This window comes from Aliiglaciecola sp. SL4 (genome assembly GCF_041538045.1).
Lineage (GTDB): Bacteria > Pseudomonadota > Gammaproteobacteria > Enterobacterales > Alteromonadaceae > Aliiglaciecola.
In genome coordinates this window covers 703,279-715,634 of the sequence record NZ_JBGOSE010000001.1, presented here as the reverse complement: position 1 = coordinate 715,634, position 12,356 = coordinate 703,279, and the positions used below count along the sequence as shown (strand labels likewise).

General features: G+C 42.3%; 12 protein-coding genes and 5 tRNA genes. 5 read left to right on the top strand and 12 right to left on the bottom strand.

What is annotated here, in order from left to right:
- Position 1 precedes the first annotated feature (1 nt).
- The gene (locus AB6T38_RS03225; protein WP_372545939.1) at positions 2 to 733 is read right to left on the bottom strand and encodes an ABC transporter ATP-binding protein; all 732 of its coding nucleotides are present in this window, start codon (positions 731 to 733) and stop codon (positions 2 to 4) included.
- A 1-nt stretch (position 734) separates the two neighbouring features.
- On the opposite strand from AB6T38_RS03225, the gene AB6T38_RS03220 reads away from it, so the two are divergent.
- Together AB6T38_RS03220 and AB6T38_RS03215 are read left to right on the top strand one after the other, a co-directional pair.
- Positions 735 to 1,391 carry an arylesterase gene (locus AB6T38_RS03220; protein WP_372545938.1) on the top strand — a complete coding sequence of 219 codons (657 nt, stop codon included), beginning with the start codon at positions 735 to 737 and terminating at the stop codon, positions 1,389 to 1,391.
- Positions 1,392 to 1,470: 79 nt separating this feature from the next.
- A complete protein-coding gene (locus AB6T38_RS03215; RefSeq protein ID WP_372545937.1) occupies positions 1,471 to 1,650 on the top strand; it encodes a hypothetical protein in 180 nt (59 codons plus the stop codon).
- Positions 1,651 to 1,727: 77 nt separating this feature from the next.
- Here AB6T38_RS03215 and AB6T38_RS03210 read toward each other — a convergent pair whose 3' ends face one another.
- The 11 genes from AB6T38_RS03210 to gltX form a co-directional block, all read right to left on the bottom strand.
- Positions 1,728 to 3,026 (bottom strand): amidohydrolase family protein, encoded by a 1,299-nt coding sequence (locus tag AB6T38_RS03210; protein WP_372545935.1) that lies wholly within the window; start codon positions 3,024 to 3,026, stop codon positions 1,728 to 1,730.
- Positions 3,023 to 4,432 carry an amidohydrolase gene (locus AB6T38_RS03205; protein ID WP_372545933.1) on the bottom strand — a complete coding sequence of 470 codons (1,410 nt, stop codon included), beginning with the start codon at positions 4,430 to 4,432 and terminating at the stop codon, positions 3,023 to 3,025. The genes AB6T38_RS03210 and AB6T38_RS03205 overlap by 4 nt, the downstream gene beginning before the upstream one ends.
- 182 nt (positions 4,433 to 4,614) lie before the next feature.
- Positions 4,615 to 5,142, bottom strand: a complete 528-nt coding sequence (locus tag AB6T38_RS03200; RefSeq protein WP_372545931.1) for a YaeQ family protein — start codon at positions 5,140 to 5,142, stop codon at positions 4,615 to 4,617.
- 48 nt (positions 5,143 to 5,190) lie between these two features.
- Entirely contained in the window at positions 5,191 to 6,120 is a 930-nt protein-coding gene (gene dusC, locus AB6T38_RS03195; protein WP_372545929.1) for a tRNA dihydrouridine(16) synthase DusC, read from the bottom strand.
- A 59-nt stretch (positions 6,121 to 6,179) separates the two neighbouring features.
- A complete protein-coding gene (locus AB6T38_RS03190) occupies positions 6,180 to 6,383 on the bottom strand; it encodes a DUF1289 domain-containing protein (RefSeq protein ID WP_372545928.1) in 204 nt (67 codons plus the stop codon).
- A 19-nt stretch (positions 6,384 to 6,402) separates the two neighbouring features.
- On the bottom strand, positions 6,403 to 6,696 hold the full coding sequence (locus AB6T38_RS03185) for a DUF1272 domain-containing protein (RefSeq protein WP_372545926.1): 294 nt from the start codon (positions 6,694 to 6,696) through the stop codon (positions 6,403 to 6,405).
- Between the two features lie 12 nt (positions 6,697 to 6,708).
- Positions 6,709 to 7,509, bottom strand: coding sequence for a YiiX/YebB-like N1pC/P60 family cysteine hydrolase (locus AB6T38_RS03180; RefSeq protein ID WP_372545924.1), 801 nt, complete (start codon positions 7,507 to 7,509; stop codon positions 6,709 to 6,711).
- A gap of 266 nt (positions 7,510 to 7,775) precedes the next feature.
- A tRNA-Glu gene (locus AB6T38_RS03175) sits at positions 7,776 to 7,851 on the bottom strand.
- 223 nt (positions 7,852 to 8,074) lie between these two features.
- Positions 8,075 to 8,150, bottom strand: a tRNA-Glu gene (locus AB6T38_RS03170).
- 177 nt (positions 8,151 to 8,327) lie between these two features.
- Positions 8,328 to 8,403, bottom strand: a tRNA-Ala gene (locus AB6T38_RS03165).
- Between the two features lie 111 nt (positions 8,404 to 8,514).
- A complete protein-coding gene (gene gltX / locus AB6T38_RS03160) occupies positions 8,515 to 9,924 on the bottom strand; it encodes a glutamate--tRNA ligase (protein WP_372545923.1) in 1,410 nt (469 codons plus the stop codon).
- 250 nt (positions 9,925 to 10,174) lie between these two features.
- Between gltX and AB6T38_RS03155 the strand changes: the two genes are divergently transcribed.
- The 3 genes from AB6T38_RS03155 to AB6T38_RS03145 all read left to right on the top strand — a co-directional run bounded on the left by AB6T38_RS03155 (position 10,175) and on the right by AB6T38_RS03145 (position 12,342).
- Positions 10,175 to 10,250: transfer RNA gene (locus AB6T38_RS03155), tRNA-Val, on the top strand.
- A gap of 28 nt (positions 10,251 to 10,278) precedes the next feature.
- A tRNA-Val gene (locus AB6T38_RS03150) sits at positions 10,279 to 10,354 on the top strand.
- A 365-nt stretch (positions 10,355 to 10,719) separates the two neighbouring features.
- Complete coding sequence (locus AB6T38_RS03145; protein ID WP_372545921.1) at positions 10,720 to 12,342, top strand: response regulator; 1,623 nt, start codon at positions 10,720 to 10,722, stop codon at positions 12,340 to 12,342.
- The last annotated feature ends 14 nt before the right edge of the window (positions 12,343 to 12,356 follow it).

Here is a 12,356-nt window from a genome sequence, read left to right as displayed (position 1 = left end):
ATTAACTAGCCTGTTGTTGCTGGTCTGGTTGAGTGTCCTGAGGATCAGAGGTCACCTCGGTTAACACGCCCCCTTGCATATTAAGTTGACGCTGGCACTGTTTTGCCAGTACCGGATCATGGGTCACTAGCACTAAGGTTGTGTCCGAATCGCGATTTAATTCGAACAACAATGATTCCACCTTTTCACTGTTAGCAGCATCTAAGTTACCCGTTGGTTCGTCAGCAAATAAAATCTTCGGTTTAGTAATAAAGGCACGAGCAATGGCCACACGTTGTTGCTCACCACCAGATAACTGATTGGGATAATGATTACCACGGTGAGCCAAGCCCACTTGTTCAAGAATCTCTTGACCAAGTTGTTTAGCGTTATCTAAGCCGGCAATTTCAGCTGGTAGCATAATGTTTTCTAACGCAGTTAGACTCTGAACTAACATAAAACTTTGAAAAATAAATCCGACTTTTTCACCACGCAATCTAGCTCGCTGTTCTTCATCCAAAGAATGCAAAGGTGAGCCCGCTAAGTAAATTTCGCCATCAGTCACTTGATCCAGACCAGCCAATAAACTCAACAATGTTGATTTACCGGAACCTGACGCACCAATAATGGCAACTGACTCACCAGCCTTGACTTTAAAACTAATTGGTTGAAGGATCTGAAGTTCACCTTCGCTCGTACTTACTACTTTGGTGATTTGTTTAGTTTCTATCATTACATTTGGAGTTGATGTCATAGTGCACTTATGGTTTAAAAGAGACAGAATTCGTCTGTTCAATGTTGGGTTAATAGTTATACTTTTACTGAGTATTTCAGATCACTTACAAGCTCAACAAGTTGACAATCCGCAAGCGGTAAAAATACTGATCTTGGGCGATAGCTTAAGCGCGGCTTATGGACTAACGCAAGAGCAAGGTTGGGTTAGTTTGTTACAAAATGCGTGGCAAAACCATGGCATAAACGTTGTAAACGCTGCAATTAGCGGTGAAACCACAGATGGCGCTCTAGCGCGACTGCCTAGACTACTCGAACAACACACCCCAACCCATTTATATATTGAATTGGGCGGAAATGACGGATTACAAGGTCATCCCGTAAAAAAGATGCGTGACAATATTCAAGGGATGATCGATATTGCTCAGCAGCAAGGGATAACAATAATCTTACAGCAAATGCAGATCCCCACGAATTACGGTCGCAGATATAATCAGATGTTTACCGGAATGTTCACTGATTTATCCGAACAAAATGATATTCCATTGATTCCGTTCTTTTTGCAGGACATTGCCTTAGATAAATCGTTAATGCAAAAAGATGGCATCCACCCCAATTTGCAAGCTCAGCCAATGATCGCTGATTATATGCAGCAACAATTAGAGCCGTGGATTCAGTAACAAAAAAACTAACGAATGTGCATGCTGTTATTTTTTGTACTATATTTATAGATAAATTTTAGCAACGAGGATGACAAAAATGGAAGTAGGTTCTTCAACTAGCAATTCTGCTGCTCAGGCAGCACCGCAACAGCAGGCGCGACAGGTTGACACTCAACAGCGACAAGCCGAGCTTGAATCTCCGGCACCGACATCGTCAGCAGAAAACAACCCTACACCTAATTCTCGTGTAGGCTCTTTGATTAATACTCAGGCTTAGTTGGTTTACAAGACAACCCTGATAACCAAAACAAAAAACCGAGCTAGTTAAGCTCGGTTTTTTGTTACTGACAACCGTTAAGGTCGAGTGTAATGCACACTCTTACCACTAACAGGTTGTAAATAGCGGTCACGGAGTTTTGTTTGACGAGAGGTCATGTCCACTAACTCACCGTTAATGATAACAACCTCAGCGCCCTCAGCCACTTCCATGGGATCACCAGACCAAACCACTACATCCGCTTGTTTACCTGCACTCAAACTACCCACTCTATCATCAATACCGAATATTTTAGCTGGGTTGATGGTTAACGCAGCAAGACCAGCATTGTAGGGTAAACCATGAGAAACCGCATTACCGGCATGCTGGGTAGCTAACCGAATGTTGTGAGTGTTCATGCCAATGGCAATTGTCACGCCGGCTTTTTGTAAACGTCCTGCATTTTCCATTGTGGCCGCTAATTGATCGAATTCGTAAGGCAAATTCGATTCAGGGTTCAGAATGACCGAAATATTTGCTTCAGCTAATTGGCTCGCCACCTTCCAACCTTCAGTGGCATATAACACCACAATATCTAGCGCAGGATGGCGTTGTTTTAATGCGATCACTTGAAGTAGGTCAGCTTCACGATGTGCAGCAATCATCAACGGTGTATCACCTTTGATAACCGGCACTAGGGCCATTGCATCATCTAGACTGCTCATACCGTACCATGGCGATTGTGGATTGAGTGTTTTACCGTTTACATAACTCGCTTCATCTAGAGCACGCTCCAAGGCAACCCAAAGTGCCGCGCGGCTACCACCACTGTGGTCTGCAGCGTCATTATCAACACCGGTAGTCACAAAAGCAGCTTTTTTCATCAGCGGGCCCATGCTTTGAGCAAGAGTAATTATAGCTCCTTGTCCTTGGAACAACTGACCGGTTCTATTCATGCTAGTCGCCGCCGAGGTCACCCCTTCTATGCGCGAAATTGCTAATAACGAAGAATTTGGATTAATTGCGTAAGATACGTCATATGCAGCGCCAGTGCTGCTGATTGCATTAGCAGAGGCACTGCTGTCTACGGTACCTGCAGACGAGCTAACTTCGACTAGTCCTAAAGAGGTAAACGCGCCGATCAAACCTGGGGTCACGACTTTACCTTTGCCATCGATAATTTCGTATCCGGTTAAGGCAGGCGTTTCCGTTAGGATAGTTTGAATTTTGCCATCTCTAATTAGCACAGTGGCATTATTAAGTGTGCCCTGCTCGGTCATGGTGTGAACAGTGGCATCGACGATTGCAATATTTTGCGCCAGGGCTACACCGCTAAATACACTACTTAACGAAACCGCTAATACAGCCAATGAACGTAATTTAGGTAAGTTAATCATTTGCTATCTCCTTCACCTGGTTGTCCCAACTCAAAGTCACTAACTGGCCAGCTACTGGGATCATTACGATCAAAGGCAAGGGCTCCATCAATATAGACGTTGACGGTTTTTGCATAAGTAGAAAACGGATCCGCACTCCAAAGCACTAAATCGGCATTTTTACCCACTTCCAAAGAACCGGTTTGTTCAAAAATCCCCAAGGATTTCGCCGGATTAGCAGATAACCACTGCCATGCATCCGCTTGCGATATGTTGATCCCAGCACGTTTACCATTGCCCCAAGCTTTCGCGGCTTCTTGGTTTAAACGTTGGATCCCCTTATCGTCATCAGAATGCACAATGGCACAAGCTCCTGCGGCATGAACCATAGGAATATTCTCTTGAATGCCGTCATAGGCTTCCATTTTAAAGCCCCACCAGTCTGCCCACATTGAAGAACAAACATTGTTTTCTTTTAATCTATCAGCAATTTTGTAGGACTCAACAGCATGGTGGAAAGAGCCAATTTGATAGTTAAACTCTTTCATTACATCGAGCATTGTGCCCATATCATCAGCACGGTAACAATGCATGTGAACGATAATTTCACCGTCTAGCACAGCTGCTAAGGTTTCTAATTTCAAATCCCGTTTAGGCACTTTAGGATCTTTACCTTGATCGTACTCGGCATAATAACGATCCCATTTGTTTTTGTAGTCTTGGGCATCAGCCCAGGCTTGGCGGTAGCCAGCAACGTTACCCATACGCGTTCCTGGGCCGCCTCGTTTACCGTATACTCGTTTAGGGTTTTCACCACACGCCATCTTCATACCGTAAGGCGCCCCTGGAAATTTCATATCTTGAATTACTCGGTTTGGCACGTTTTTAACCGTAACCGCTCGACCACCCACTAAGTTGGCTGACCCTGGGAGAATTTGTAAACTAGTTACCCCTCCCATCAGAGCGCGGTGAAACCCGGGATCCTGTGGCCAAATTGAATGCTCGGCCCAAGCTTGTGCAGTAACGGGATCCGTCATTTCATTGCCATCGGAATGGGATGCGGTATCGGGTGTGGCATAAACACCAAGATGGCTATGCACATCTATAATTCCGGGGGTAACCCACTGGCCTTTTCCATCAATAGTTTTAGTTCCATCTGGCACACTCACAGATTTTCCGATAGCTTGGATTTTGCCGTCACTGATAAAAACAGCACCAGACTCAATATAACCGCCAATTCCATCAAGAATGTGTACATTGGTAATTAACGTTGGTTCACTTTCCATCGCTTGATAGGTACTGGGGAACGGGTTTTTGTTGAGGGTGACTGGTGGCTCTTTTTCGGGTTGTTCTGCATCACAACCAGCCAATAACAGGCTAGCCAAAACGCTGAGGGACATCCCTGCGTAGGTAGATAGTAGTTTCATGATTTCCTGCCGTAAGTAAGTTCGTTTTTTTGTTTTTGTTTTCTAATGTATATCAATAACGAATGGTCAAACCCGCCTACCAATGTTTAATTCGCTCTGTTAAAGCCACAGAAAAAAGAAAGCTAGGTGGGTTTTGATAGAATTAAATATATCAGTTGTTGAAGATACTGCAATTAACTGTCTTAGAGTTCATCCCAAGGAACTTCGCATTCACCTAAGTTGGTGGCGATAAACGCAGATTGATCAGAAATCGTCACTGTCATATCCATGGTTCGTTCGATTAATTCACTTAGTTGGCAAATGTGCTGCCAATGGAATCGATAAAATTTTGCGTTTAACTGCTTAAATTTTGCTGCTGATTGTTGCCACCACACATCCGACTTAGTATTGAAGCTATATACCAAGACTTCAGAGGCTAAACGAGCCGCTTTTTTGATTCTTTCAACTTCAGGCTCACCTATTTCGATCCATAGGCTGATATCGTCGTTTGCTTCCTTTAACCAAATGTCCGGCTCTGCGGTTTCACTTAATCCTTTGGTTAATTCGAGACGATCTTGTGCATTAATACAAAACGCCACTATTCTCGCCATCATTCGTTGTGTTGTTTCTGATGGATGTTGTGCGACGATTAGGTTTAAATTGTCATAATGATGTCTGTCCATATCCGCTAACGAAATACGAAATTTATAAATTGTAGGCTTCAATGCCATCTCAAATCACCTTGATTGTTGCCCCCTATTAACGAGGGTTTTTGATTATTATGGTTGCTGCAGAACCGCGACAATGTCTGCAGATTTAGTCAAAGCACGAATACGTAAAAATAAATTTTCCGCCTGTGGATATTGTACTTTTAAATAGCCTAACCATTGTTTTATTCGATTTGGATAATATCGACCTTTATCACCAAAAATTTCATATCCTGAATAGGTCAACAGCAAGGCTTTAACCTGTTCCCAAGTCATTTCTTGAGCGTCTTGTCGTATCACTTGGGCTAGATTTGGCATCGCTAATGCGCCGCGACCTAACATTATGTCATCACACTGAGAGCGTTGTTGACAGAGAGTTGCATCTGTCTTTGACCAAATTTCACCGTTAGCAATTATGGGAATGTGTGTTTGCTGACGTATTTTGCCGATCCACTCCCAATACGCTGGCGGTTTATAACCTTCGGTTTTTGTTCGTGCATGTATTGCTAGACTATTAGCCCCAGCAGATTCAATAGCCTGGGCATTTTCAATGGCCAATGACTTGTCTTCAAAGCCTAAGCGCATTTTGGCGGTGACCTGGTGCTCTAATGGAACGGCTTTACGGACGGCCGATACGATTTTGTAAAGAGCTTCAGTCTCCTTTAGAAGAACTGCTCCGCCTTTACTTTTGTTTACGGTTTTAGCAGGACAGCCAAAATTCAAATCTACGCCATGGGAGCCTAATTCAATAGCTCTGACTGCATTTTCGGCTAACCAATCAGGTTCTTGCCCTAACAATTGCACTTTTACCGGCACACCTGAGGGTGTGAGTCCTTGCTGGTGCAACTCTGGGCATAAACGGTAGAACACTTTACTAGGTAACAGCTGATCCACCACACGCACAAATTCAGTCACGCAGGAATCAAAACCGCCAACTTGCGTAAGCATATCGCGCATTAGATGATCAACCACGCCTTCCATAGGCGCTAACACTATTTTCATTTCAAATAATTAAACTAAAGGGCTTCAGAAAGTCGCGGATTGTAGCAAGAATGGCAGTTTTATGATCTGTTATTTGAAATTTTGTTTCGTTGCCCTTTACGTTTTTCTACCTCAAGCAGTATGCTAGCTTTTTGTTGCTCGTTAGCACTACCCCACGCTAATATCTCTTCTATGCTGCGACAACAGCCCACGCAAACATCATTTTGGTCTAAGCAGCAATTGCGAATACAAGGTGAGTCAATATTTTGGGAGTTCAATTTCATCTGCTTTTTTAAGCCTATTTTATTTAGCCAGCACGGATTGACGAAAAGCTCGAATTTCATCGATGCTATAAGGACTGAGCACCCGTTTGTTTGATGCTGGCTGATGTTGCAAGCTAACACCCGACCGAAAATCAGTAGCTGGTCTTATGGGTCTGGCACTAAAGCCACCACCACAGTTAGGGCAAACATTCAAAAGTACAGTTTCAACACAGTCTTGGCAAAAGGTGCACTCGTAAGTACAGATAAACGCTTCTTCACTCTCAGGCGGTAAATCTTTGTCGCACCATTCACAATTTGGTTTCAGTTCAAGCACTTCAATCTCCAGCTAATCACTTGCAACAGCAGGTGGTTGGTTTTCTGTCTCTATCTTAGTTTCAGAATCCCAGTTAAAGGTATAGGGATCGAAGTGTTGTTCGATAGTGGGTTTTATAATGGCGAAATAAGGCGAGATGTCAAAGTCTCTTGGGACAAACAAAGTGTGGTGTCTAGATTGGAAAAAATGTTTAAGTTTAGATTGATAACCGCTGTTATTAGTAGGCTTTACTTTTTGCGGCAAAATAGGATAGCCAATGGACTGAAATCCTTGAGCTAACAAAGAAGAACAAATGGCTCGTGTCGGATCACCGCTCCCTAAAGACAGCATATTCCGTCTCCAACCCACAGGTACAGGAGGCGTTTGAATCAAGTATCGGGCTAAATCGAGAATATTTTTAGTGTCATACTGATGCCCTATTCGCTGTTTCCCGTAGGCTATTACTTTTTCAATATCCTCTTGATTGAGACTAACAGGTCGACAGATTCGAGTACCTTGTTCCACATACTCTTGTAAATTTATCACCCTAACCCCTTCCACTACATCAGCCTCAAGAAGCTGTACTTTAGCAATATCCGGTTTTTCAACACCATATTGGTCACTAATACACAAGGTGGCGTGTGACCAGCTGGATTGGGTTAAATATTTAATTGCAGTACTTACCCGACTAATACCGTCAATAAGCAATACGTCGCCCTTTTTTAAGGTTTTAATTAAAGCTTCAGGTTGGCAAGTGGTTTCACTTTGGTATGTTGGGCTAGGCTTTTGTAAAAAGTGCGCTATTTTATCGCCTATCCACGTCAATGGACTCAATGCTATTTACCGATAAGTTCGAATAGCACCTAATATGCAACAGCTACGCTATTTGTGCAAACTAGGGATTCAGATGAAATTAGAAACAAAGCTTTTAGAGCAAGCTCTCATATCAGTGAACAAGCTTATTGTGGACAGGCATAGATAATGCGATAGAAAAGCTCATTGAGGACAGGCATGGATAATATGATAGAAACGGTTCTATTTTCTTCTGGCATAAAAAACAGACATAAAAAAACCGCACTAAAAAGTGCGGTTTTTCTAATTGGCGTCCCCAAGGGGATTCGAACCCCTGTTACCGCCGTGAAAGGGCGGTGTCCTAGGCCTCTAGACGATGGGGACAGAAATTTTGCCTATCGAAGCAAGCTTCGATAAATTTCTGTAAGGCGAGTCGAGCCTGCGAGAGGAGCGACATTATTGGATGGTGAACCACCCTACAACTTTAAACGACTTACAAAAACCAATTTTCTATCTCTACTATTTACTTAATTCGCCCAGGAGTGTGAATTAAGCATTCCTTGTTGCCGTTGCCGGCCACCGAATACGTCCTGTATTCTGTTTAAAATGGCGTCCCCAAGGGGATTCGAACCCCTGTTACCGCCGTGAAAGGGCGGTGTCCTAGGCCTCTAGACGATGGGGACAGAAATTTTGCCTATCGAAGCAAGCTTCGATAAATTTCTGTAAGACGAGTCGAGCCTGCGAGAGGAGCGACATTATCGGATGATGAACCACCCTACAACTTAAAACGCCTTACAAAATCAAATTCTTGTCATATCTAATGTTTACTGGCCTAGGTGGTAGTAAACAATCCTTGATATTGGTGGAGCTAGGCGGGATCGAACCGCCGACCTCTTGCATGCCATGCAAGCGCTCTCCCAGCTGAGCTATAGCCCCGTGCTATATGTCACTAGTGGCTAAGCTGTTTTAGCTAGCTACCATTCCTTGACAGCGGGGCGCATTCTAGGCATCAGACCTTTTTATGTCAACGACTTTTTTAAGATTTTTTTATGTTTTTTCTCTGTTTGCTATATAAATGAGCGCTTTGTCGATTCGTTGTGCAATTTGTTCAGATTTTAACAGGTGTAACGTAACATCTAGAGAAGGCGAGTTCCCCGCCCCTGTCACAGCCACTCGTAACGGCATACCCACTTTACCCATACCAATCTCTAGTTCTTCTGCAGTTTCATTAATAGCGTTCTGAATTAACTCCGGGCTCCAATCAGTAATATTCGATAATTTTTCTTTAACTAACACTAACGCTTCTTTAGCAACAGGACGTAAATGTTTTTTCGCGGCCTTAGCATCAAACTCTTCGTACTCTTCATAAAAGTATCGACTAATCTGGGCTAACTCAACCAAGGTTTTCACACGATCAGCCTGTGCTTCAATAACCGCTTCAAGACTAGGTCCGTTATTTACATCGATGTTCTGTTGCTGAAAATGCCATTTGGCATGCTCTGCAACTTCAGCTGCCGGTAACGTTTTAATATAATGCTGATTTAACCAAATAAGTTTATCGGTGTTAAATGCCGAAGCTGACTGACCAATGGAATCTAAATCAAACAAATCAATCATTTCTTGTTTGGAGAAAATTTCTTGGTCGCCATGGGACCAACCCAAACGAACCAGGTAATTCAACAATGCTTGGGGAAGGTAACCATCATCTCTATACTGCATGACACCCACCGCACCATGCCGTTTAGACAGTTTTTTACCATCATCACCTAAAATCATCGATACGTGAGCATATTCTGGAACAGGCGCTCCTAGCGCTTTTAATATGTTTATTTGACGAGGAGTATTATTAATATGGTCTTCCCCTCTAACCACATGAGAGATTCCCATATCCCAATCATCAACGACAACGCAGAAATTATAAGTAGGGGTACCGTCACTGCGCTGAATGATCAAATCATCTAATTCAGCATTGGCGATTTCTATCTTACCTCGTATATGGTCATTGATTACGACTGTGCCTTCTAACGGGTTTTTAAAGCGAATAGCAAAAGGCTGATCTTCTGGATGATCTGTTCTGTCGCGCCAAGTTCCTGGATAACGAGGTTTTTCACCGGCAGTCATTTGCTTTTCACGAATATCATCTAATTCTGCAGAGCTCATAAAACACTTATAGGCTTTTCCTTCACTGAGCAGTTGGTCGATCAACTCTTTATAACGGTCGAAACGTTTAGTCTGATAGTAAGGTCCATCATCATAATCCAAACCCAACCAATCCATTCCTTCCAAAATGGCATCTATTGCCGCTTGGGTGGAACGCTCAATATCAGTATCTTCAATCCGCAATACAAACTTACCTCCTTTACTCTTGGCATATAACCATGAATAAAGTGCTGTTCTTGCACCTCCTACATGTAAATAACCGGTGGGACTGGGAGCAAAACGGGTGATCACGGACATTATTGTTTCCTTTTTAATTAAGTGCGCGAAGTTTACCAGTCTACGTAGGCTAAAAAAAACCAATTTTAAAAACTAATCCACGATAAGCGACTTTTTTAAGGCCATTTGTACATAAATCACTCGGCAAAATAGCCAAATGGATAGAAAATCAGCATTTAAACAATATTTTTATAGATTAGGGTTGACAGTCTAAGTCGCATATCTATAATAGCGCTCCACTTGCCAAGCACAGCAAGTAAAGAAGAAAATTGGACGCTTAGCTCAGTTGGGAGAGCATCGCCCTTACAAGGCGAGGGTCACTGGTTCAAGCCCAGTAGCGTCCACCAATTTTCTGCAAGATTTAAAGTTCAAAATGGACGCTTAGCTCAGTTGGGAGAGCATCGCCCTTACAAGGCGAGGGTCACTGGTTCAAGCCCAGTAGCGTCCACCATCTTTTTCCATGTTAGAAAATCTTTAGGCGAGGGTCACTGGTCAAGTCTTTCAGACCGAGCCGGCAGTAGCGTCCACCACTTTCCTCCATGTTGCAAAATATCTATTTCTCTATTTCTCTACTTCTAGACAGATTTAAAGCTAGACAGCCATAGTTCTAGCTTTACCTAGCAGGTAAGCAACTGAATGACTCATTTGCAAAAATTATTGGTATTGCCCCCCTACTCTTTTATTAAATACAAGTGCTGCAATAAAGGTTATTCCGTTGATTCAGGTCAAAAATTTTAACCTTGGATAGCAAAAAGACCTTATCAAAATCGTAAAAAGTACGATAACCTAGTTATCTGTTTGCAAATTTATTGGCTTATGAATCCCCAGATATCGAAAGAAACAAAAGTACTGGTCGTTGATGATCAAGTTTTAGCTAAAGGCTATATGAAATACTCTTTAGAAGAACTGGGTTTTAACCAGATTACTTATGTGGATAGAGCTCAACATGCATTGAATAAAATCAGGCATGAACACTATGATCTGATCATTTGCTCATACAACTTGAAAAAAGATCACGATGGTTATCATCTGTACGATCAGTTAAAACATAATGGCGAACTAGAGCCTAGTACCGCATTTATTTTTATTAGCGCCGATACCACCTCAGATTTAGTCCATAGCATTGTCGAATTGCAACCCGATGATTTTCTCGCCAAACCCTTTACTGTAAATGACTTAGATAAACGCTTAACCAAGGTATTGGTAAGAAAGCGTGCCCTCAAAAAAGTTTATCGCTATATGGGTAAAGGGCAGCTATCTAAAGCTCTTGCAGAGGTAGAGTTATTTTTATCTGAGCCCAAAAATGCTGAATTTTTCCCCTTAGCCCTTAAAACGAAGGGAGAGTTATTATTAGCCTGCGGTCATTACGAGCAAGCAAAAGAGTTTTATCAAGCCATTATTAATGTGCAGTCTTTTACCTGGGCGCAATTAGGCTTAGTGAATGCCCATATACGCTTAAATGAAGATGACGAAGCTGAAAAGTTAGTCCTTGAATTAGCGTTTAAGTCTGACTCCCAGTTGGCCGCTTATGATTTACTATCTGCGCTGCATATCAAACAAAAAGACTTTGATGTGGCGTTAGAATGCGTTGTGATGGCAACTGAAATATCCCCTCGCAACATCAGACGTCACAGAACGGCGTTGGATTTGTCACGGATCACCCATGATTATGAAACTCAATTTGACGCAGCTAAGAAAATTGTGCGTTTTGCCAAAGATTCAATTCATGATAAGCCGGAAAACTACTTAAACGTGGCCCGAGCTGGAATTGACTTCGCTATGACCGCTGATGAAAGTGAAACTTACAATTTACTTAAGCAAGCAAACGAATATGTAAAACAATTTAAGTCTGCTTTTCCAAAGGCCGAACTTCACGATCAAATTAAAGTGATTGATGCCCGCCTCCTTTATTTGCAAGACGAAAAAGAAAATGCCAAAGCCTTACTTGATCAGCTAGCTGAAGAAAATTGGGAATTAGAAAGTATGGATGCCCTGTTAGACAAAGCGAAAGCATTTCATGAGTTAGGACTGTATGAAAAATCTAACAATATAATGGATGTAATTGAGCAAAGATGTAAAAAAGACGAAAAGCAAGGTAGTCTATTTTTGCATTATGTAAAACAAGAAAAACAAGAACGCTCAACCATTAAACAAACACCTAAAGAACTTAACAACACTGCTGTTGCCTTTTATCGACGAGGTGACTTAGAAGATGCGTTACGTGTTTTCAGACAAGCTTTTACAGTAATGCCCAAAAATATCGCCATTGCTTTAAATTTGCTACAAGCTATCACGATGAACGAGAACACCAATAAATCCGATATTTCGATTCAAAAATTAATCGACAATTGTATTCGTGTGATTGAGAACGGTGAACTTAATGATGAGCAATTTGAACGCTATCAAAAAGTCAGAGAAATGTTACACGAGAGCGCTTAAGCTGGTTCAATTCG